20 protein-coding genes are annotated in these 20,850 nt (G+C 74.5%); 15 read left to right on the top strand and 5 right to left on the bottom strand.

Going from position 1 to position 20,850, the window contains the following annotated elements:
- Positions 1-70 precede the first annotated feature (70 nt).
- From OHA34_RS09555 to OHA34_RS09610, 12 genes are all read left to right on the top strand, one after another.
- Positions 71-1,645, top strand: coding sequence for an MFS transporter (locus tag OHA34_RS09555; protein WP_329521388.1), 1,575 nt, complete (start codon positions 71-73; stop codon positions 1,643-1,645).
- Between the two features lie 46 nt (positions 1,646-1,691).
- Entirely contained in the window at positions 1,692-2,144 is a 453-nt protein-coding gene (locus OHA34_RS09560; RefSeq protein ID WP_285940737.1) for a MaoC family dehydratase, read from the top strand.
- A gap of 96 nt (positions 2,145-2,240) precedes the next feature.
- Entirely contained in the window at positions 2,241-3,164 is a 924-nt protein-coding gene (locus tag OHA34_RS09565) for an SPFH domain-containing protein (RefSeq protein ID WP_285940738.1), read from the top strand.
- 11 nt (positions 3,165-3,175) lie between these two features.
- The gene (locus OHA34_RS09570) at positions 3,176-3,478 is read left to right on the top strand and encodes a hypothetical protein (RefSeq protein ID WP_285940739.1); all 303 of its coding nucleotides are present in this window, start codon (positions 3,176-3,178) and stop codon (positions 3,476-3,478) included.
- Between the two features lie 3 nt (positions 3,479-3,481).
- Positions 3,482-4,117, top strand: a complete 636-nt coding sequence (locus OHA34_RS09575) for a GOLPH3/VPS74 family protein (RefSeq protein ID WP_329521389.1) — start codon at positions 3,482-3,484, stop codon at positions 4,115-4,117.
- A 275-nt stretch (positions 4,118-4,392) separates the two neighbouring features.
- Entirely contained in the window at positions 4,393-5,484 is a 1,092-nt protein-coding gene (rsgA, locus tag OHA34_RS09580) for a ribosome small subunit-dependent GTPase A (protein WP_329521390.1), read from the top strand.
- 56 nt (positions 5,485-5,540) lie between these two features.
- Positions 5,541-6,053, top strand: coding sequence for a GNAT family N-acetyltransferase (locus OHA34_RS09585; RefSeq protein WP_285940742.1), 513 nt, complete (start codon positions 5,541-5,543; stop codon positions 6,051-6,053).
- 310 nt (positions 6,054-6,363) lie between these two features.
- The gene (locus tag OHA34_RS09590) at positions 6,364-7,056 is read left to right on the top strand and encodes a lysophospholipid acyltransferase family protein (protein ID WP_285940743.1); all 693 of its coding nucleotides are present in this window, start codon (positions 6,364-6,366) and stop codon (positions 7,054-7,056) included.
- A 58-nt stretch (positions 7,057-7,114) separates the two neighbouring features.
- Complete coding sequence (locus OHA34_RS09595) at positions 7,115-7,702, top strand: 3'-5' exonuclease (protein WP_329521391.1); 588 nt, start codon at positions 7,115-7,117, stop codon at positions 7,700-7,702.
- Positions 7,703-7,712: 10 nt separating this feature from the next.
- Positions 7,713-8,126, top strand: a complete 414-nt coding sequence (locus OHA34_RS09600) for an ankyrin repeat domain-containing protein (protein ID WP_285940745.1) — start codon at positions 7,713-7,715, stop codon at positions 8,124-8,126.
- 8 nt (positions 8,127-8,134) lie between these two features.
- Positions 8,135-8,266, top strand: coding sequence for a hypothetical protein (locus OHA34_RS09605; protein WP_329521392.1), 132 nt, complete (start codon positions 8,135-8,137; stop codon positions 8,264-8,266).
- Positions 8,267-8,335: 69 nt separating this feature from the next.
- Entirely contained in the window at positions 8,336-9,631 is a 1,296-nt protein-coding gene (locus tag OHA34_RS09610; protein WP_285940747.1) for an alpha/beta hydrolase family protein, read from the top strand.
- A gap of 54 nt (positions 9,632-9,685) precedes the next feature.
- Here OHA34_RS09610 and OHA34_RS09615 read toward each other — a convergent pair whose 3' ends face one another.
- The gene (locus OHA34_RS09615) at positions 9,686-10,756 is read right to left on the bottom strand and encodes a mechanosensitive ion channel family protein (RefSeq protein WP_329521393.1); all 1,071 of its coding nucleotides are present in this window, start codon (positions 10,754-10,756) and stop codon (positions 9,686-9,688) included.
- 264 nt (positions 10,757-11,020) lie between these two features.
- Between OHA34_RS09615 and OHA34_RS09620 the strand changes: the two genes are divergently transcribed.
- Positions 11,021-12,715, top strand: coding sequence for a CocE/NonD family hydrolase (locus tag OHA34_RS09620; RefSeq protein WP_329521394.1), 1,695 nt, complete (start codon positions 11,021-11,023; stop codon positions 12,713-12,715).
- Between the two features lie 187 nt (positions 12,716-12,902).
- On the opposite strand, the gene OHA34_RS09625 is transcribed toward OHA34_RS09620, so the two are convergent.
- Positions 12,903-13,358 (bottom strand): peroxiredoxin, encoded by a 456-nt coding sequence (locus tag OHA34_RS09625; RefSeq protein ID WP_329521395.1) that lies wholly within the window; start codon positions 13,356-13,358, stop codon positions 12,903-12,905.
- Positions 13,359-13,378: 20 nt separating this feature from the next.
- Positions 13,379-14,644, bottom strand: coding sequence for a serpin family protein (locus OHA34_RS09630; protein WP_329521396.1), 1,266 nt, complete (start codon positions 14,642-14,644; stop codon positions 13,379-13,381).
- A gap of 173 nt (positions 14,645-14,817) precedes the next feature.
- Between OHA34_RS09630 and OHA34_RS09635 the strand changes: the two genes are divergently transcribed.
- Together OHA34_RS09635 and OHA34_RS09640 are read left to right on the top strand one after the other, a co-directional pair.
- Entirely contained in the window at positions 14,818-16,098 is a 1,281-nt protein-coding gene (locus tag OHA34_RS09635; RefSeq protein WP_285940752.1) for a glycosyltransferase, read from the top strand.
- A gap of 225 nt (positions 16,099-16,323) precedes the next feature.
- Complete coding sequence (locus tag OHA34_RS09640; RefSeq protein ID WP_329521397.1) at positions 16,324-19,290, top strand: helix-turn-helix transcriptional regulator; 2,967 nt, start codon at positions 16,324-16,326, stop codon at positions 19,288-19,290.
- Positions 19,291-19,332: 42 nt separating this feature from the next.
- Here OHA34_RS09640 and OHA34_RS09645 read toward each other — a convergent pair whose 3' ends face one another.
- Together OHA34_RS09645 and OHA34_RS09650 are read right to left on the bottom strand one after the other, a co-directional pair.
- Positions 19,333-20,397, bottom strand: a complete 1,065-nt coding sequence (locus OHA34_RS09645; RefSeq protein ID WP_329521398.1) for an NAD(P)H-dependent amine dehydrogenase family protein — start codon at positions 20,395-20,397, stop codon at positions 19,333-19,335.
- Complete coding sequence (locus tag OHA34_RS09650) at positions 20,394-20,840, bottom strand: SDR family oxidoreductase (RefSeq protein WP_285940755.1); 447 nt, start codon at positions 20,838-20,840, stop codon at positions 20,394-20,396. The genes OHA34_RS09645 and OHA34_RS09650 overlap by 4 nt, the downstream gene beginning before the upstream one ends.
- Between the last annotated feature and the right edge of the window lie 10 nt (positions 20,841-20,850).

Genomic DNA, 20,850 nt, shown 5'->3' on the forward strand with positions numbered 1-20,850 from the left:
CGCCGCGGCGCACCGCCGTGGTCAGCGGGTGGTGCGCGGACGGTCAGCGGCGGCGCCCAGGCTGCGGGGCATGAGCACTCCATCCGTCTCCACCGCCCGCAAATGGGCCACCCTCGCGATCTGCGCCCTGATGGCGCTGGTCCCCAACATCGACCTGACCGCGCTGAACCAGGCCATCCCGCATCTGACCGCCGACCTCGCGCCGTCGGCGACGCAGATCCTGTGGATCGCCGACGCCTACGGCTTCGCCCTCGCCGGGCTGCTGATCACCATGGGCGGGATCGGCGACCGGATCGGCCACAAGCGGCTGCTGCTCATCGGCGCCGGGCTGTTCGCGGCGGCCTCCGCGGTGACCGCCTACGCCCCGTCCGCCGAGCTGCTGATCGCGGCGCGGGCGCTGCTCGGGGTCGCCGGGGCCACGCTGATGCCGTCCGCGCTGTCGCTGATCCGCCGGGTCTTCACCGAGCCCAAGGAGCGGACGATGGCGATCGGGATCTTCAGCGGTGTCGCCGGGCTGGCGGTCGGGCTCGGCCCGGTGCTCGGCGGCGCGCTGCTGGACCACTTCTGGTGGGGCTCGGTGTTCCTGATCAACGTGCCGATCATGCTGGTGGTGCTGCTGGCCGGGGCGGCCGTGCTGCCGGAGTCGCGCAACCCGGTGCCCGGCCGGCTCGACCTGGCCAGCGTGCCGCTGTCGGTCGCCGGCGTGCTCGGCCTGGTGTACGCGGTGAAGGAGGCCGCCGCGCACGGCATGGAGCCGCGGGTCGCCGTCGCCGCGGTGGTCGGCGTCGCCGGGCTGGCGGCGTTCCTGCGGCGGCAGACCCGGCTGGACGAGCCGCTGATCGACGTCCGGCTGTTCCGGAAGGCGGCGTTCAGCGGGTCGGTCGGCACCAACATGTTCGCGATGTTCGCCCTGGTCGCGCAGTCGCTGATCTTCTCGCTGTACTTCCAACTGGTGATCGGCTGGTCGCCGCTGATGTCCGGGCTGGCGGGGCTGCCCGGCGCACTCGGCGCAATGATCGGCGGCGCCGCGCTCGCCCCCCCGCTGATCGGCCTGCTCGGCCGGGCCCCGGTGGTGGCGGCCGGCATGGCCGTCTCGGCGGCGGCGTTCGCGCTGTTCCTGCTGTTCGGCGTCGACACCCACTACCTGGTGATGGTGGGGCCGATGCTGCTGTCCGGGCTCGGCATGGGGATGGCGATGACCGTCACCGCCGACACCGTCCTGGCCACGGTGCCCAAGGAGCGCTCCGGTGCCGCGTCCGCGATCTCCGAGACCGCCACCGAGCTCGGCGGCGCGCTCGGGATGGCCGTCCTCGGCAGCATCCTGAACGCCGTCTACCGCAACGCCCTGGAGCTGCCCGCGGGCGTCCCCCCGGCCGCCGCGACCGCCGCCCGCGACTCCGTCGGCGCGGCCCTGCACGCCGCCGCGGCGCTGCCCGCGCGGCTCGCGGGGCAGGTCGCGGACGCCGCCAAGATCGCGTTTATGGACGGGCTGCACGCCGCCCTGCTGTGCAGCGCCGGCTTCGCCGCCCTGGTCGCGGTCGGCGCCCTGCTCACTCTGCGCGGCGTGCCCAGGGTCATCCCGGCGGACGACGGCGACGCCGCCGGGCCCGCCGGCCGGGACAAGGTCCTGGCCGCGGAGTTGTAGGACGGCGCGCTTGGCGGGCGGAACGGGCGGCCGGGAGCATCGGTCCGTGAGATCTTTCGAAAACCTCGACGCGTTCGCCGCGGCCAAGGGCGAGCACCTCGGCCACTCCCCTTGGCGGCAGGTCACCCAGGACCGGATCGGCCTGTTCGCCGACGCCACCGACGACCACCAGTGGATCCACGTGGACCCTGGGCGGGCGGCCGGCGAGGGCCCGTTCGGCGGGACGATCGCGCACGGCTACCTGACGCTGTCGCTGGTCACGGTGTTCATGCAGGAGATCTTCTGGATCGAGGGGCTGACGATGGCGGTCAACGTCGGGCTCAACAAGGTCCGCTTCCCCGGCCCGGTGAAGGCCGGGGCGACGATCCGCGGCGGCGCCGAGCTGATCGACCTGAAGAACTCCCCGGCGGGGAAGCTGGCGACGGTGCGGGTGAAGGTCGAGGTGGAGGGCGAGCGGCGGGCCGCGTGCGTCGCCGAGACCCTCTCCCTCTACGCCTGAGTCCCCTTCGTCCGGTCATCCCGCCCTCTTCGGGAAGGGCGTCTTGGCAAAGTGATATCACTTTGCTAGATTGATGCCATACCCGAGGAGGGCAGGATGACCGAACCGAACATGAATCCCGCGGTGGACGTGCGGATGCCCCGGCCGAAGATCTCCGAGCGTCCCGGCCGGGACCTCGGCGGCTGGCCGATGCTGGGCGTGGCCCTGGCACTGATCGTGCTCGGCGCGGCGGCGATCGCGGTCGGCGCGGTCGCCGGCGGCGCCGGGCTCGTGGGCGGGCTGGTGGCCGGCGTGCTGCTGATCATCGCCGGCGCGGTGCTGGCCGCCGGGCTCACCCCGGTGGCGCCGAACGAGGCCCGGGTGCTCCAGGTGCTCGGCCGCTACGCCGGGACGGTGCGGACCGACGGGCTGCGCTGGGTCAACCCGATCACCGAGCGGCGCCGGGTCTCCACCCGGATCCGCAACCACGAGACCGGGCACGCCAAGGTCAACGACCTGGACGGCAACCCGATCGAGATCTCCGCCGTGGTGGTCTGGCAGGTCGAGGACACCGCGCGGGCGGTCTTCGAGGTGGACGACTTCGTGGAGTTCGTCGCCTTCCAGACCGAGGCGGCCGTCCGGCACATCGCGGGCAGCTTCCCCTACGACGCCGCCGACCGGATCTCGCTGCGCGACAACGCCGACGAGATCACCGCGATGCTGTCGCGGGAGCTGTCGCTGCGGGTGGAGTCGGCCGGCGTCACCATCGTCGAATCGCGGATCACCCGGCTGGCCTACGCGCCGGAGATCGCCCAGGCGATGCTGCGCCGCCAGCAGGCCGGCGCGGTGGTCGCGGCCCGGCAGCGGATCGTCGAGGGGGCGGTCGGCATGGTGCAGCTGGCCCTCGCGCGGCTCGACGAGCAGAACGTGGTCGACCTCGACGAGGAGCGCAAGGCCGCCATGGTCAGCAACCTGCTGGTGGTGCTGTGCGCCGACCGGGACGCCCAGCCGGTGGTCAACACCGGCACGCTCTACCAGTGACCCCCTGACCCGTGGCCTCCGAACGCAAGAAGATCCTGCTGCGGCTCGACCCTGCGGTGCACGACGCGCTGGCCCGCTGGGCGGGGGACGAGCTGCGCAGCACCAACGCCCAGATCGAGTTCCTGCTGCGCGGCGCGCTGGCCGAGGCCGGGCGGATGCCCGGCACGGCGGGACGGATGCGGCGGCCCGGACGGCCGTCCAAGGAATCGGCGGAACCCCCGGCGGGTGACGGCTCCGGTGACGGCCCTCGGAACGGCACCGGAGACGGCCCCGGAGAGGGCCCGTCCTCCGACGGGAAGAAGAGCGAGGATTAGGTCATGGTCGAGATTCCCGACTCGCTGCCGGCGAGGATGTTCCTCCTGGCGTACGACGTGAACAAGCAGCGGATGGCCGGGTCCGGCGGGCGGCTCGGGTACGTGCTGCGCGCCGCGGCGCTGACCGAGCTCTACCTCGACGGGCGGCTGGCCGAGGAGCGGCGCAGGCCGGTGCCGGGCACGCCCGGCGACGACCCGTACGGGGTACTGGCGCAGATCTCAACGTCGCGGCCCCGGTCCTGGCAGTACTGGGTCCGCAAGGACAACCGCGCGATCGTCGGCACGGTGCGCGCGGAGCTGGAGCGCGGCGGCTGGATCCGGGTCCGGCGGCGCCGGGTGCTCGGGCTGTTCCCCTCGACCCGGGTGACCGTCCGCGACACGCGCGTGGTGAAGGAGCTGTGGGGCGGCGCCTCGTCCGCCCTGCGCGGGCGGCCGGTCGCCCACGTGAACAGCTACGACGCGGCGGCGGTCGCGCTGGCCGCCGCGGGCGAGCTGAAGACCGTCCTGCCCGGGAGCGACCGGCGCCGGCACAAGCGCCGCATCGAGGAGCTGACGGCGCGCTCGGGGCCGGCCGCCCCGGCCGTCCGCAAGGTGATCCGCTCGCAGCGCGCGGCGGCGGTCGCGTCCTCCGGAGGCTGAGGCCGGCGGACGAGGCCGCTGCGGCGAAGTGGCGACCGGCCTTCGCCTGCCAGGTACGTGGTACTCTCCCTGTGTTGATATCGGAGGACCGAGTTGAGAGGGAGGTGAGGTTGATGACCGCGGTGAAGACCGCTGCCGTGTGCAGCGCCCAGGTGATCCTCACGTCCCGGGCCCCGGTCTGACCCACTTCCCTCCCCCTCGCCGCGTGCCGTCCGGCTCGCGAGGCGGGGTGGGGTCCGCGTCTCGTCGGGGCCCTTTCCCACAAGGTGTCTCACGTGCATTCTCCCTTCACCGATTTCTCCTTCCCGGCCGATGGCGGCCTATCCAGGTACGGATGGACCGAAGCGCTCGACAGCGCCTTCGCTGAGCACCGCGGGGCCGGCCTGACGCCGGCCCGGATCGCCCGCGTGGACCTCGGCCGGTGCGAGGCGGTCACCGAGAACGGTCTGGTCCGGGCCCGCATATCACGGTCGCGGTACGCCGATCCGCTGCTCGCGCCCTGCACCGGCGACTGGGCCGCGCTGAGCCCGGCACCCGATCCGGGACTGGTGGCGCTGCTGCCGCGCCGCGGCGCGATCGTGCGGTCCTCCGCCTCGCGGTCCTCCCATGGGCAGGTGCTCGCCGCCAACGTCGACACCGTCGTCGTCGCCGTCTCCCTGGCCGTCCCGCTGAACCGCGGCCGGGTGGAACGGCTGCTGGCCCTGGCCTGGGACAGCGGCGCCCAGCCGGTGGTCGTCCTGACCAAAGCGGACCTGGCGGCCGATACCGCCGGCGTCCACAGCGAGGTCGGCGAACTGGCCCCGGGCGTGGAGATCGTGACCACCAGCGCGGTCACCGGTCAGAACATGGACGTCCTGACCGCGCTGCTGAGCGGGACCACGGTCCTGCTCGGGCCCTCCGGGGCGGGCAAGTCCGCCCTGGGCAACGTCCTGCTCGGCGACGAGGTCCTCGCCACCGGCGCGGTCCGGGCGCAGGACGGCAAGGGCCGCCACACCACCGTCCATCGCGAACTGCTCCTCCTTCCCGGCGGCGGCGTGCTCATCGACACCCCCGGCCTACGCGGGATCGGCCTCCACGACGCCGCCGACGGCCTGGCGCAGGTCTTCGCCGAGATCGAACACCTCGCCGAGGACTGCCGCTTCAGCGACTGCGGCCACAACACCGAGCCCGGTTGCGCGGTCCAGGACGCCATCCGGGCGGGGGAGCTGGCCGAGCGCCGGCTGGCCAGCTTCCGCAAGCTGCAACGCGAGAACGACTGGGCGGCGTCGCGCACCGATTCCCGGCTGCGCGACGAACGCGTCAACCGGCAGAAGGCCATCACCAGTCATCTGCGCGCGACCTACAGGCTCCGGGACAAGCAATCGTGAACGACGGACCGCAGACCCCTTCCTCCTCTGACACCGAAACGGAATCGCACACCACCATGAACAGCGTCTGGACGACCCGCACCGAGTCCGGCGGCGACGTCGCCGCGATCCGCGACGTCAACCTCGCCGCCTTCCCCACCGCCGAGGAGGCCGACCTGGTCGAGGCCCTGCGCGCCGACCCGGCGGCGTGGCTTCCCGGCCTGTCCTGGGTCGCTCAGGCCCCCGACGGGACCATCGCCGGATTCGCACTGCTCACCCGGTGCCATGTCGGAGACGTCCCCGCCCTGGCCCTGGGGCCGTGCGCCGTCCGGCCCGGCCACCAGAGGCAGGGCGCGGGTTCGGCCGCCATCCGCGCCGCCCTGCGGGCCGCCCGGGAACGGGACGAGAACCTGGTCGTCGTCCTCGGCCACGCCGAGTACTACCCGCGCTTCGGCTTCACCCCGGCCTCGGGCCACGGCATCCGGCCGCCGTTCGAGGTCCCCGACGAGAACATGATGGCGCTCGTCTTCGACCCCGCGCGCCCGGTGCCCTCCGGCACCATCCGCTACGCGACGGCGTTCGGCGTCTGACGTCCGGCCGGCCCGTGCGGGGACGTGATGCGTCCCCGCACGGGCCTCCCGTGCCTGCGGCGGCCGGTCGGCGGGCCTACTCAACGACGAACTCGACCGGGACGTTGCCCGGGTCGCGTTGGAGCAGGGGCGGACCTGGTGGGCCTGCTCGCGGCGGCGTCCGAGAGACCCGACGTGGCCTTATCGAGTGGTGCACGACTCGGTTGAGAGAGATAAAGCCTGTCAAGAGTTCTGGTCGACAAATTCTGCGGCGCCATCTTGTATCGCGCACCGACGGTGCTCGCGCGGACGCGGACCATAACCTCCCGGCATGGACGCTGATCGCCTGATCTACCCGCTCATGAAGCACGTCGTGCTCGGCCCCGCGATGCACGTGGCGTTCCGGCCGCGGATCGAGGGCCTGGAGCACCTCCCGCGGAGCGGGCCGGTGATCCTGGCGGCCAACCACCTGGCGGTCTGCGACTCGTTCCTGCTGCCGCTGATGGTGCCCCGGCAGGTGTTCTTCCTCGGCAAGAACGAGTACTTCACCCAGCCGGGGATCCGGGGCCGGGTCCAGGCGGCCTTCTTCCGCGGCGTCGGCGCGATCGCGGTCGACCGCTCGGGCGGGCGCGCGGCGCTCGCCGCCATGGACGCCTCGGCGGAGGTACTGGAACGCGGCCAGGTGTTCGCCATCCACCCGGAGGGCACACGCTCCCCCGACGGGCGGCTCTACCGGGGCCGCACCGGCGTGGCGAGGCTGGCGCTGCGGACCGGCGCGCCCGTGGTGCCCGCCGCGATCGAGGGGACCGACCGGGTGCAGCCGCCCGGCCGGACGGTCCCGCGTCCCGGACGGCTCAGCGTCCGGATCGGCGCCCCCATGGACTTCCTCTCGCTGCGCGCCAAGCCCGGCGAGCGGACGACCCAGGCCACGGCCCGCAAGGCCACCGACCAGATCATGCACGCCATCCAGGAGCTGTCCGGGCAGCAGTACGTGGACTCCTACGCGCCGCGGCGCGGGGAGTAACGGGCGGCGCCCGGAGATCCGATTGAGGGGCGGCCCGGAAGGTCGGTATCGTCCCGGCATGGAAACGCACGGGCGCCTGCTCAACGTGATCGACATCGAGGCCACCTGCTGGCAGCACAAGCCGTACGGGCCGGGGCAGGTCAGCGAGATCATCGAGATCGGCCTGTGCGTGGTCGACCTGCGGACCCGCGAGCGGACCGAGCGCCACCGGATCCTCGTCCGGCCCGCGCAGTCCACCGTCAGCGCGTTCTGCACCGAGCTCACCGGGCTCACCCAGGAGGAGGTCGACACCGGGATCGGCTTCGCCGAGGCGTGCGCCCTGCTGGAGCGCGAGCATCGCGCGCACTCGCGGGCGTGGGCGAGCTGGGGCGACTACGACCGCAAGCAGTTCGAGCGGCAGTGCGGCACCGCCCGGGTCCGCTACCCGTTCGGGAGCCGGCACACCAACGCCAAGGCGGCCTACTCCGCCGCGCACCCCGATCTGGGAGCGCGCAGGCTCGGCATGGACGGCGCGCTCCAGCACGCCGGGCTGCCGCTGGAGGGACGGCACCACAGCGGTGTCGACGACGCCTGGAACATCGGCGCGCTCGTCCTCGACACCATGGACCGGGACGCCTGGCCCGCTGACGAGGGACGCCCGCAGTAGGGTGCGGTTCATGACCGAGGCCGATCCTGAGCTGGAGGAGTTCGCGACGCGGCTGTTCGACCTGGCCCGCCGGGGCGAGACCGAGCGGCTGAGCGCGTACGTCGACGCCGGGGTGCCGGCGAACCTCTCCAACGACAAGGGCGACACGCTGCTCATGCTGGCCGCCTACCACGGCCACGCCGGCACCGTGCGGGCCCTCGCCGGGCGGGGCGCCGACCCCGAGCGGGCGAACGACCGGGGGCAGCGCCCCCTGGCCGGTGCCGTGTTCAAGAAGGAGCCCGAGGTGGTGCGGGCCCTGCTCGACGCCGGCGCCGACCCGGGGGCCGGGACGCCCTCGGCGGCCGACACCGCCCGGATGTTCGGCAACGAGGAGTTCCTCGCCTGGTTCGAGGCGGCCGAGGCCGCCAGGCGGGACGGGCACTGAGCGGGACGGTGGCCCGGCGGGTGGCCGACGTCGGGCCCGCGGTGATCGTCTACCACTCGCTCACCGACGGCGCCCCGATCGACGCCGCCTACCTCGAGTCGGGGGTCGACGAGATCCTGATGCCGATCGTCCGCCCCTGACCAAGGTCGGGTACGGCCGGGGCCGTTCGTCCATGGCCGCGGCCCGGCCCGGGCCGGCAGGGTCGGGGGATGCGATCGACCAACAACCCCTGCCGTCCGCGCACGGCCGCCCTCGCCGCCGCGGCCGTGCTCCCGCTCGGGCTCGCCGCATGCGGTTCCGCCGAGCCCGCGGTCAGGACGGCCGCGGGACGGGCCGCCCCGGCGGGCTTCTCGCTGCCCGCTCCGACCGGCGGTCAGGCCGTCGGCACCACCGAGCTGCACCTCGTCGACAAGGGACGCCCCGATCCGTGGGTCGCCGGGAAGACCCGGGAGCTCATGGTCAGCGTCTGGTATCCGGCCCGGCGGGGCGGTGCGCCATCAGGCGGCGCGCGACCGGGCGGTGCGTGGCGCGTCGCGCCGTACCTGCGGCCGGGAGCCGCGAGGGCGGTCGACGCGGCCGGCGCGCTGGGGGTCTTCAAGCCCGGCCAGGTCGACTGGGCGGGCGCCCGCACCCACGCGGGCGAGTCCGCGCCGGTGGACGCGCGGCAGGGGGCGCGGCCCGTGGTGCTCTACTCCCCCGGGTTCGGCGTGCCCCGCGCGCTGGGGACCTCCATGGCCGAGGAGCTGGTCAGCCGCGGCTACGTGGTGGTGACGATGGACCACACCTACGAGACGGCCCCGGTGGAGTTCCCCGGCGGGCGGGTCGAGGGGCAGAGGTTGCCGGAATCGGGCCCGCAGCGGCTCCGCACCGCCTTGGCGGCGCGGGTCCAGGACACCCGGTTCGTCCTGGACCGGCTCGCCGCGCTGCGCGGCGGCGCCAACCCCGACGCCGAGGGGCGGACGCTCCCGCGCGGCCTCGGCCGGACGCTCAGCCTGTCGGCGGTCGGCATGGCCGGGCACTCCGCCGGAGGCATCCAGGCCGCCGAGGCCATGCGGCTCGACCGGCGGGTGGACGCGGGCATCGACATGGACGGCACCATGCAGTACGCCGAGGGCGACCTCGTCCAGGCCGCGCGCGAGGGGCTGGACCGCCCGTTCATGCTGATGGGCGCGGCGACCGGCGGCAGCCCGCAGACGCACCTGACCAGCCCGTCCTGGGGATCGCTCTGGGACCGCTCGGCCGGATGGAAGCGCGATCTCAACGTCCCGCGCGCCTCCCACTACTCCTACACCGACCTCCAGGCGTACCTCCCGGGCCTCGCGCGGCGGCTCGGCATCCCCGCCGGGGACCGCGAGGGCCTCATCGGCACCGTCGACCCGGGCCGGATGGTCGCGGCGCAGCGCGCCTACACCACCGCGTTCTTCGACCGGCATCTGCGGGGACGGCCCGGACGTCTGCTCGACCGTCCGTCCCCGCGCCATCCCGACGTCCGCTTCATCGGGTGAGCGGCGGCTGAGCCGGTCGAGGCCGCCGCGGCCCCGACCGGCTCGCCCGTGGCGTCAGCCGGCCGGCGGCGGGCCGCCGGTGGCCGCCACGAGGGTCTGACCGCCGTCCAGGACGACCTTGCGGCGGGGGTAGGGCACCTCCAGCCCCTCCTCGCGGAAGCGGCGGTGCAGGCGCTTGACGAACTCGTGCTTGATGCGGAACTGGTCGCCGAACTCGCCGGTCCGCAGGATCGTGGTGAAGTTGATCGCCGATTCGCCGAAGGTGTGGAAGCGCACCAGGATCTCGGCCTCCTTCACCCCGCCCTTGACGTCGGCCATCACCTCCTCGCCGACCTCGATGGCGATCCGCTCGACCACGGCCAGGTCGGCCTCGTAGGAGACGCTCGCCTGGAGCAGCAGCGACATGTCCTGCGCGGGCCGGTGGTAGTTGGTCAGGATCGTGTCGGAGAACCGCTGGTTCGGGATCACCTCGATGTTGTCCGACAGGGTGCGGATCGAGGTGTTGCGCCAGTTGATGTCGACGACGTAGCCCTCCTGCCCGCTGCTCAGCCGGATGTAGTCGCCGGGCTCGATGGTCTTGGACGCCAGCACGTGCACACCGGCGAACAGGTTGGCGAGGGTGTCCTGGAGCGCCAGCGCGACCGCGAGGCCGCCGACGCCGAGGGCGCCGAGCAGCGGCGTGATCGACACCCCGAGGCTCTGGAGCATCACCAGGATGCCGACGCCGAGCACCACCACCCGGGTGATGTTGGCGAAGATCGTGACGCTGGACGCCATGCCCTGCCGGGCGAGCGCGACCGAGGTGACGATCCCGGCGATGAGGCGGGCCAGCGCCAGCGAGACGATGAGGATGGTCGCGGCGGTCAGCGCCTGCGCGGTGGCGTGCCGGGTGCCGTACTTCATCGGCAGCACGTTGGCGGTGATCCAGGCGCCGCCGATGATCGCCACCGGCACCGCCAGGTCGCGGATCAGCCGGGCGGCCAGGTCGTCCCAGGCCCACCGGGTGTCGCCGGCCCGCCGGAAGAGCCGGCCCGTCAGCACCCGCAGGACGACCGCCAGGGCGAGCGCGACCAGCATGACCACGACCGCGGCCAGGATCTCCGCCCAGCTCACGTGATCGCTCATGAGACCCCTCGCGCCGCGCGCTCCGCCGACTCGGGCATGGTGTGGATCGCTCCCTCCGGGCGCCGGTCCGGCCGCCCGTAATGTAGGTGTATGTAGCAAAAATGGGGTATGCGGCAATTGTTAGCCGTGCACCACTGGTCCGAATATCGCCCGATCGTAGTGAACGCCCGGCCCCGCCGTGCCCCGTCCGGGAATGCCGGGGGTGCCCGGACCGACGGACCGCCGGCGCCGCCCGTTACGATCGATCAGGTGGTAGGCGTCGGCATGATGCGCCGTTGGGGGGCCACGGCGCTGGGACTGCGGAACGGCCCCCACCGGGTGACGGTCGAGCGCGACCTGGAGGTGCCGGCCTCCGACGGGGTGGTGCTGCTCGCCGACCGGCACGCGCCCGTCGACGTCGAGCGGCCCCCGACCGTCCTGGTCCGCTCCCCGTACGGGCGGCGCGGGCCGTTCGGGCTGATGTGCGGGCAGACGTTCGCCTCGCACGGCTTCCAGGCCGTGGTGCAGAGCGTGCGCGGCGGCTTCGGCTCGGGCGGGGTGTTCGAGCCCCTCGACGAGCACGAGGACGGGCTCGCCACGATCGCCTGGCTCAAGGAGCAGCCGTGGTTCGGCGGCACCTTCGCCATGCACGGCCCGAGCTATCTCGGCTACGTGCAGTGGGCGGTGGCCGCCGAGGCCGGACCCGCACTGAAGGCGCTGTCGATGCAGGTCACCGCGTCGCAGTTCCGCGAGGCCATCAACGTCGGCGGCACCTTCGCGCTGGAGTCGACGCTGATCTGGGTCGACCTCACCGCCCGGATGAAGAACCCGCTGTCGGGGATCACCACCGGGATCATGTCGCCGCGCCGGGCCCGCCGCGCCGCGCTGTCGGGCCGGCCGCTCGGCGAGCTCGACCGGCTCGCGACCGGCGAGCAGCAGCGGTTCTTCCAGGATCTGCTGGTCAGCGGGCCCGACACCCCGTTCTGGGACAAGCGCGACTTCAGCCCGACGGTGGCGCGGGTGCGGGCGCCGGTGAACATGACCGGCGGCTGGTACGACATCTTCCTGCCCTGGCAGCTCAAGGACTACGCCGCGCTGCGCGCCGCCGGGCACCGCCCGTACCTGACCATCGGCCCGTGGTTCCACGCCGACCAGCGGATGATGCGCGACTCGGTCGGCGAGGCCGTGACCTGGTTCCGCGCGCACCTGCTGGACGACCCGTCGGACCTGCGCGAGCAGCCGGTGCGGCTGCTCATCACCGGTGCGGACGAGTGGCGCGAGTTCCCCGACTGGCCCGTCCCGGGCATGCGGGAGCAGCGGTGGCACCTCCAGCCCGGCGGCGCGCTGGCCCCCGGCGAGCCGCCCGCGTCCGAGCCCGACGCCTACCGGTACGACCCGACGCACCCGACGCCGTTCCTCGGCGGGCCCACGCTGCTCGGCGAGAACCATCCGGTGGCCGACCAGCGGCGGCTGGAGCGCCGGCAGGACGTGCTGACCTACACCTCCGCCGAGCTGGACGACGATATGGAGATCATCGGGCCGGTCGCGGCCGAGCTGTTCGTCCGGTCCGACCGCTCGCACACCGACTTCGTGGTGCGGCTGTGCGAGGTGACGCCCGGCGGCGAGTCGTACAACCTCTGCGAGGGGATGCGGCGGCTGCTCCCCGGCGCGCCCGAGCCGGACGCGGACGGGGTGCGGCGGGTGGCGGTGGAGCTGTGGCCCGCGGGCCACCGGTTCAAGCGCGGCAACCGGGTGCGGGTGCAGGTCGCGAGCGGCGCCTACCCGCGGGTGGCCCGCAACACCGGCACCGGCGAGCCGATCGGCACCGCGACCGAGATGCGGATCGCGGCCCAGGAGATCTTCCACGAGCCCGGCCGGGCGTCGGCGATCGTGCTGCCGATCGTCCCGGCGCCCGAACCGGACGAGCCGGACGAGCCCAACGGGCCGGACGAGCCCAACGGGCCGGGCGAAGCGGGCTAGGCGTGTCTCAAAGTGCCTCAGCCGTCGCGCGAGCGCGCCACCTGGCCGGTGGGGCGAAGCCGGAGGCGAGCCCGACCGGCCAGATCGCGAAGCGATGCCGCGCTCGCCCAAGCCAGGTCGGCGTCCGAGCCGCCAGGCGAGGACACCGGGCCGGGCTTGGAAACACCGGCCGGACGCCGCCCCGGTCTCAGGCCCCGGCGCCGCGGAGCGCCGCCAGGGCGCGGTCCGCGTGCGCGTTCATCCGGACCTCGCTCTTGACGATCTCCAGCACGCGGCGGTCGGTGCCGATGACGAAGGTCTGGCGCCGGGTGGGCGCGAGCGCGAACCCGCGCTTGACCCCGAAGCGGGCCCGGACCGCGCCGCCCGGGTCCGACAGCAGCGGGTACCCGAAGCCGTGCTTTTCGGCGAACTCCTTCTGCCTGCCCACCGCGTCCGCGCTGATCCCGACCGGGTGCGCGCCGACCTCGGCGAGCTCGGCGACCAGGTCGCGGAAGTGGCACGCCTCGGCGGTGCAGCCGGGGGTCATCGCGGCCGGGTAGAAGAAGAGCACCACCGGCCCGTCCTCCAGCAGCCCGCTCAGCGTGCGCGGCTCGCCCGTCTCGTCCGGAAGTTCGAAGTCGTCCACCACGTCACCGACGTCCATGTCCCGAACCTAGCAGCGGGTCAGGTCCTGGACGGGTCGGCGACGCGGGCGAGGAACAGCGGCTCACCGGTCCGGGTGTCGCGGACGAGCAGCAGGTGGGGACGGTCGAAGGCGACCTCGAGCGCCGCCCGCGGGGGCGCCGCGCCCGCCTGCACCCCGGTCGCGGTCGCGGCGGCGGCCTCGGTGCCCTTCTCGTCGACCAGCAGGGTCGCGGCGTGCTGGACGAACGCGACCCGCGCCGCCTTTGGCGAGATGCCGGTGAAGTCGGCGCCGCCGGAGAACATCACGCCCATCCCCAGCCCGCTGAGCAGGGGCCGGAGGTTCTGCCGGGAACGCAGCCTGACCTTGGGCAGCGCCAGATCGACGCGCGCGGGCCGCAGCGCGCCGGTCACCCGGCCGAGCGTGGACGCGTCGAGGCGCGGGCAGCCGGAGGTCGCGGCGGAACCGGGAGTCGCGGCGGGGTCGGGCATCAGGGCGGTCATGCTGAGCCGTCCGCCGGCGTAGGGGAGGTCGACGGCCGTCCAGCCCTGGACGTGCGCGTAGCCGAACGACGCCTCCCGGCTCATCGTCGGCGTCCGGACCGCCTGCCCGGCCGCGGTCGTGAAGCGCGCGGGGCTCGTGTGCGAGCGCTTGAACTCGTCGGCCCACCGCGCCTTGAGGTAGACCGCATCGGTGAGCAGCCAGCCGGTGTCCCGGGTCACCGAGCCCTGCGGCAGCAGGTCGGGGATCTGGCCCGCGGTGGACGTCTCGATCGCCTCGTTGACGGCGCGGCGGGCGCCGTCGGGGTCGCCCTGGATGTCGAGCCGCTTCAGCACGGCGCCGTAGCCGGTGGCCACCCGCGAGAGGTAGCCGCCGTCGGGCGGGAGGGCGAGGTCGGACCAGACCTGGTCGGTGGTCCTCACCGTGGTCTTCTCGCCGTTCAGCGTCGCGAGCGCCTGGGCACGGGCGTGCAGCGCGGGCAGCGGATCGCCGTCCGGCAGGTGCAGCCCGGCGGCCATCGCCTTGGCGGTCGCGCCGCGCGCGCCCAGGTAGGCCATGCCGAGGCCGCCGGCGATGCTGCTCGGCGACAGCACCAGGTTCGCGGCGGGGTCCTGCGCGCACCAGGCCGCGAGGAGGTCCAGGCCGAACGCGGTGTCGGCGCGGGCGGCGGTGCGCGGATCAGCGGCGCGGACCGGGGCCGGGTCTGCGCGCGCGACGCGCACCTCCGGCCCGCCGGAGCCGCAGGCCGCGGTGAGGGCGACGGCCGCGAGGCAGCCGAGCGCGAGGGCAGGACGCAGAGGACGCATCCACGTCAGACGTGGTGACACCCGTCACGGTTCCCGTCTCTGACCAGGGGTCGCGCGGATCGGACGCGTTCCGGGGTTTCGCGGAGGCGCCTGGCGGACAGACCATGGGGCGAGCAGGTGTCTAAGACGCAGATACCTCCAGTCTTCCCTCGTGTCGACCCGGAGGTCTCGTCATGTCGCACCCCTTGAACATCTCCCTCGTGTCCACCGCCGATTTCGACGGTGAGCGTGTCGACGCCGTCCACGTCCGGGAGCTCGCGCTGGCCCTGGCCCGCCCGGCCCGCGAGGACGAGCCCGGCAACCACGTCACCGTCTGCGCGCGCCGGCAGGACGGCGCCGCCCGCACCCGGTCGCGGATCGGGCCGGGTGCCTCGCTCCACCACATCGAGGCGGGCCCGGCGCGTCCCCTCGGCGAGGCCGAGACCCTCGACCACGTCCGCGACTTCGCCGACGGGCTGCGCCGCCGCTGGTCCGGCTCCGGACGCCCCGACATCGTCCACGCGCACGGCTGGGTGGCGGGGCTGGCGGCCTGCGCCGTCGCCCGCGAGCTCGACATCCCGTTCGTGCAGAGCAACCACGGCCTCGCGATCGGCGAGCGCCGCTCCGGCGGCGCCGTGCACCCCGCGCGGGCCCGGCTGGAGAAGGCGATCGGGACCGGCTCGGCCGCCGTGCTGGCGGGCCACGCCGAGGAGGCCGGCCAGACGGTGCGGCTGGGCGTGCCGCGCACGAAAATCGCCGTCGTCCCGTACGGGGTGGACGGCGAGCAGTTCGCGCAGACCGGCCCGGCGATGCCGCGCGGCGACCGGGACCGGATGGTGATGGTCTGCCGCGACCTGGAGGCCGGCGACGTCGCCACCGGCATCCGCGCCCTGGTGCACGTCCCGGACGCCGAGCTGACGGTGGCGGGCGGCCCGGAGCGCGAGGAGCTGGAGAACGACCCGGTGGTGCACCGGCTGATCCTGCTGGCCAAGGAGCTGCACGTCGCGGACCGGGTGATCTTCCTCGGCCGGGTGCCCCGCCGGTCGCTGCCCAAGCTGCTGCGCACCGCCCGGCTGGCGCTGTGCCTCGCCCCGCACCGGCCCTCCGCGATGGTGCCGCTGGAGGCGATGGCGTGCGGCGTCCCGGTGGTCGCGGTCAAGGCCGGCGGGAACACCGACGCCGTCCTGGACAAGATCACCGGACTGCACGTCCCGGCGGGCCGCCCGGTCGTGATCGGCCGCGAGCTGCGCCGGCTGCTCGCCGAGCAGACCACGCTCAAGGGCTACTCGATCGCCGCGGCCGACCGCGCCCGGTCCCGCTACTCGTGGAGCCGGATCGCCGCCGAGACGCTGCGCGAGTACGCCCAGGTGCTCCCCCGGCCGGTGGTCGAGCCGGACGCCGAGGACGCCGGCACCGCCGAGAGCGCCGGGGACGGCGGGAGTACGGAGGCGGAGAAGGCCGCCGCCACGGCGTGACCCCCTCCGAAACGCGGGCCCCCGATCCCCCGAGGATCGGGGGCCCGCGTTCTTCACGGGCGCCGCGGCGCCGGCGGCGGCAGGGGGACGGACCGTTCGACGTGCTCCGCATCACGTCACCCGCCGGACCAGGCAGAACGGGCAATTCTGAGCTCCCACGCCAGGTGGGATAATGTGCAACATGATCCAGTGGCAGGACGACGGCGCGCCCTCCGGAGGCGCCCCGTGCTGATCGGCAGGGCCGCCGAACTCGGCGAGCTCACCGCCGCGCTCGACCGGGCCGCGGCGGGCAGCGCCGGGGTCGTCCTGGTCGGCGGGGACGCCGGGGTCGGCAAGACGCACCTGGTCGGCGCGTTGTGCCGGGCCGCGCGGGACCGCGACTGCGCCGTCCTGGTCGGGCAGTGCGCCCAGCTCGGCGAGAGCATGCCCTACCTGCCGCTCACCGACGCGCTGTGGACCGCCGCCCGCGGCGCGTCCGAGCCCGCCCCGCCGGAATCGGAGGCGATCCGGGCCGCGCTGGCCTCCCGCCCGGTGCTCGGCCGCCTCCTGCCCGACGGCGACGGCGTCCCCGGCGGCGCGTCCGAGCTCGGGCAGCAGCAGCTCTTCGGCGCCGTGCTCGGGCTGCTCGGCGAGCTCGGACGGCAGCGGCCGGTGCTGCTGGTGCTGGAGGACCTGCACTGGGCCGACAGCTCCACCCGGCACCTGCTGACGTTCCTCAGCCGCGTCCTGCAGCGCGAGCGGGTCTGCCTGATCGGCACGTACCGCACCGACGACCTGCACCGGCGGCATCCGCTGCGCCCGCTGGTCGCCGAGCTGCTGCGGCTGCCGAACGTGTCCGCCGTCGAGGTCCGGCCGTTCAGACCGGGCGAGACCGCCGAGTACCTGACCGCCCTCGGCTCCGGCGCCGCGCCGTCCGCCGAGGAGATCGAACGGGTCCACCTGCGCTCGGAGGGCAACCCGTTCTATGCGGGCGAGCTCTACTCGGCCGCGAGCAGCGGAGAGGAGCTGCCCGCGGGGCTCGCCGACCTGCTGCTGTCCCGGATGGAGCGGCTCTCCGAGAACGCCCAGCGGGTCGTGCGGGTCGCCGCCGTCGCCGGGCGCCGCATCGACGACGAGCTCGTCCGGCAGGTGTCGGGGCTGGACGAGGCCGCGGTCGGCGAGGCGCTCCGCGAGGTCGTCTCCCACCAGCTCCTCTCGCCGCACGGCGCGGTCGGCTACACCTTCCGGCACGCCCTGCTCCGCGAGGCCGTCTACGCCGACCTCCTGCCCGGCGAGCGCACCCGGCTGCACGCCGACTTCGCGCGGCTGCTGGCCGCGATGCCCGGCGGGCGGCAGGGCTCGGCCGCCGAGCTGGCCCACCACAGCCTCGCCGCGCACGACCTGCCCGCCGCGTTCGCCGCGTCCGTGCGGGCCGGGCGCGAGGCCGAACGGGTCGGCGCGCCCGCCGAGGCCCACGAGCACTTCGACCGCGCACTGTCGCTGTGGGACGCGGTCCAGGGCCCCGAGGAGGTCGCCGGGACCGACCGGATGCGGTTCTCCCTCGCCGCCGTCCGCGCGTACGAGCGCGCGGGCGAGATCCGGCGCGGCGTCTCGCGGCTGCGCCGGCTGCTGGAGGCCGCCGATCCCGCCGACGTCCGGCTCGGCGTCCAGATCCGCGAGCACCTGGCCACCGCCCTCGGCGACATCGACGAGGACACCGAGGCGATCGAGATGGCCCGCGCCGCCGTCACCATGCTCCCGGCCGACCCGCCGACGCTGGAGCGGGCCGCCGCGATGGCGACCTACGCCCGCACCCTGCTGATCCGGGACGACGACAGCGAACTCCCCGGATTCGCCGAGCAGACCATCGCCGCCGCCCGCGCCGCCGGGGCCAGGGACGCCGAGGCCAGCGCGCTGGTCACCCTCGGCATCTACCGCGAGTCCCGCGAGGCCGACGAGCCCTCACCCGGGGGATCCTCGCTCCGCTCCGGGCCGGACGGCGGCGTGGCCCGGCTCTTCGCCAAGGCCCGCGACCTCGCCCTCGCCGACGAGAACCATCCGGTGGCCCTGCGCGCCTCCTTCCACTGCGCCCGCACCGTCTTCGACCGCGGCGACCTGGCCGGTGCGGCGCGCGCGGCCGACGAGGGCGTCCGGCTGACGCTGCGCAACGGACTCGGCTGGAGCTCGTTCGGCACCACACTCCGCTGCCTTCAGTACCTGGTCCACTACACGACCGGCGACTGGGCGCGGGCGACCGAGCTGGCTGACGACTTCGGCGCGCAGGTCGTCCGGCCGCCCGAGGCGCAGGTGTCGGCGTACGCGCTGTTCGTGGAGGTCGCCCAGGGCAGCGGCACGGCCGACGAGCGGCTCCGCTGGATCGAGCCGCTGTGGGCCGACGACCAGTTCCTGGCCTTCGTCGCCCGCGGCCTCGCCGCCGAGCAGGCACTGTGGCGGGACGACCCGGACGCGGCGCTCGCGCATGTGACCGCCGTCCTCGACATGCTCTACCCCTACGAGACCGGGGTCATCAGGATCGCGACGACCGGCCTGTGGGCGCACGCCGAGCGGGCCGCCCGGGCCCGCGCGGCCGGGGACGGCGCCGCCGTCGCCGAGGCCGCCGCCGCCTCGGACGTCCTGATCGAGCGCGCCCGCAAGGTCGCGGTCACCACCCACGACGACCGGCCCCGCGCGTGGCTCGGCCTGGAGGGGCACGCCTGGCTCGCCCGCGCCGAGGCCGAGCACCGCCGCGTCCGCGGCGTCCATGACCCGGACCTCTGGCGGAAGGCCACCGGCGCCTTCACCTACGGCGGCGACGGCTTCGTCTACGAGGTCGCGCGGTCCCGCTGGCGCCTCGCCGAGGCGCTGGCCGAGCGGGGCGAGCGCGACGAGGCCGCCGCCGAGTGGGCCGCCGCCGTCGCCACCGCCGAGCGGCTCGGCGCCGTCCCGCTGCTCGGGGCGCTGCGCGCTCTCGGCACCCGCGCCCGTCTCGGCTCCGCGCGGCCCGCGCCGCGGCCCGGCCCGTTCGCCGCGCTGACCGTCCGCGAGCGCGAGGTGCTCAAGCTCGTCGCCGAGGGCGGCAACAACAAGCAGATCGCGGCGGCCCTGTTCATCTCCCCCAAGACCGCCAGCGTCCACGTCTCCAACATCCTGGCCAAGCTCGGCGCCTCCAGCCGCACCCAGGCCGCCGCGATGGCCCACCGCGAGGGGCTCTGACCCGAGCGGCCGGCGGAGCCCGGCCGGGCTTCGAAACACCGCCTAACGGAGGAGGCCCCGGCCCGGGATGAGGGGCAGGTCCAGCGCGGTGAGGAGGCCGGGCGGCGCCTCCACGACGGCCGGGACGGCGTTGACCAGGCGCATCGCGGTGGCCTTGAGGCCCGCGGTGTTGTGGTCGCCGTCGCCGCCGAGGAGCTGGAGGTCGAGGGTGTAGTCGGGCTCGCCCTTCACCACCACGCGGTAGCAGCCGGCGCCGGCGGGCTGGGGCCAGTCGGGCGCGAGGTCGTCGCGGAGGCGGGTGACGTGCTCCAGGACGACCACGGCGCGGCCGTCCAGCATGCCGGCGACCTCGAAGCGGAGCGCGGCGGCGGTGCCCTCCTCGATGGTGCCGGACGCGACCTGGAACGTCTCGGGCGCGGGGAGGCGGGTGTGGTGCTCGGTGACCTCGTCGAGCGCGACGCCGAGTCCGGCGGCGAGCTGCCGGACGACGCTGCCCCAGGCCATCGTCAGGACGCCGGGCTGGAGAAGCATCGGGGTCTCGGTGAGGGCGCGGCCGAAGCCCATGATGTCGAACAGGACCGTGGCCTGGTCGTAGGTGGCGTAGTTGAGGATCTCCAGGCAGCGGACCTCGTCGACGCGTTCGCTGATGCCGGTGAGGGCGAGCGGCAGCACGTCGTTGGCGAAGCCGGGGTCGATGCCGTTGACGAACACCGACGCGCCGCCCTCCGCCGCCGCCCGCCGGACGGGGTCGGCCATCTCGGGCGGGACGACGCCGTCCGGGAACTGGAGGAAGACCGGGCTGCTGGAGACCACGTTCGCGCCGGACCGCAGGATGCGGCACAGGTCGTCGATCGCCTCGAAGATGCGGACGTCGGCCATCGCGGTGTAGACGACGCAGTCGGGACGCAGCGCCAGGAGGGCGGCCTCGTCGGTGGTGGCGGCGACGCCGAGGGGGCCGAGCCCGGCGAGCTCGCCGGCGTCCCGGCCCGCCTTGGCCGGGTTGGACACCCAGACGCCGGCGAGCTCGAGGCCCGGGTGCGCGTCGATCCCCGCGATGGCGTTGCGGCCGACGTTGCCCGTGCTCCACTGAACGACGCGGTACGTCACAGGTCCTCCATGCCGAGGTCGAGGTTGGGGGTGTCGATGCCGCCGTCCACGCGCAGGAGGGTGCCGGTCACGTAGGCGGACGCCGGGGAGGCCAGGTAGACGACCGCGGCGGCGACGTCCTCGGGCTCGCCGATGCGGCCGAGCGGCGTCGCAGCCTCCATCCGGGTGCGCAGCTCGTCGCTGGACGTCACGATGTCGAGCGCCGAGGTGGCGACCGATCCGACGGCGACGGCGTTGATCCGCACCTTGGGGGCCAGGTCGAGCGCGGCGAGGCGGGTGTAGTGCGCGAGGGCCGCCTTGGCGCTGCCGTAGGCGAGGTAGCCGCGGCCCGCGACCCGGCGATCCCGCGGCCCGCCCCGGTGACCACCGCGACCTTGCCGTCGACTCGGAACCGCTCCAGGACCACTGTGCCTCCCTGCGCCGGGTCCGGCCAGCCTAGACACAAGTAGAACG

It is taken from the genome of Spirillospora sp. NBC_01491 (assembly GCF_036227065.1).
GTDB lineage: Bacteria > Actinomycetota > Actinomycetes > Streptosporangiales > Streptosporangiaceae > Spirillospora > Spirillospora xylanilytica.

Excerpts from the sequence above, each read along its gene's own strand:
- OHA34_RS09555 (WP_329521388.1), top strand. The coding sequence starts at position 71 with ATGAGCACTCCATCCGTCTCCACCGCCCGCAAATGGGCCACCCTCGCG.
- OHA34_RS09565 (WP_285940738.1), top strand. The coding sequence starts at position 2,241 with ATGACCGAACCGAACATGAATCCCGCGGTGGACGTGCGGATGCCCCGG.
- OHA34_RS09575 (WP_329521389.1), top strand. The coding sequence starts at position 3,482 with ATGGTCGAGATTCCCGACTCGCTGCCGGCGAGGATGTTCCTCCTGGCG.
- OHA34_RS09585 (WP_285940742.1), top strand. The coding sequence starts at position 5,541 with ATGAACAGCGTCTGGACGACCCGCACCGAGTCCGGCGGCGACGTCGCC.
- OHA34_RS09590 (WP_285940743.1), top strand. The coding sequence starts at position 6,364 with ATGGACGCTGATCGCCTGATCTACCCGCTCATGAAGCACGTCGTGCTC.
- OHA34_RS09595 (WP_329521391.1), top strand. The coding sequence starts at position 7,115 with ATGGAAACGCACGGGCGCCTGCTCAACGTGATCGACATCGAGGCCACC.
- OHA34_RS09600 (WP_285940745.1), top strand. The coding sequence starts at position 7,713 with ATGACCGAGGCCGATCCTGAGCTGGAGGAGTTCGCGACGCGGCTGTTC.
- OHA34_RS09610 (WP_285940747.1), top strand. The coding sequence starts at position 8,336 with ATGCGATCGACCAACAACCCCTGCCGTCCGCGCACGGCCGCCCTCGCC.
- OHA34_RS09615 (WP_329521393.1), bottom strand. The coding sequence starts at position 10,756 with ATGAGCGATCACGTGAGCTGGGCGGAGATCCTGGCCGCGGTCGTGGTC.
- OHA34_RS09620 (WP_329521394.1), top strand. The coding sequence starts at position 11,021 with ATGATGCGCCGTTGGGGGGCCACGGCGCTGGGACTGCGGAACGGCCCC.
- OHA34_RS09625 (WP_329521395.1), bottom strand. The coding sequence starts at position 13,358 with ATGGACGTCGGTGACGTGGTGGACGACTTCGAACTTCCGGACGAGACG.
- OHA34_RS09630 (WP_329521396.1), bottom strand. The coding sequence starts at position 14,644 with ATGCGTCCTCTGCGTCCTGCCCTCGCGCTCGGCTGCCTCGCGGCCGTC.
- OHA34_RS09635 (WP_285940752.1), top strand. The coding sequence starts at position 14,818 with ATGTCGCACCCCTTGAACATCTCCCTCGTGTCCACCGCCGATTTCGAC.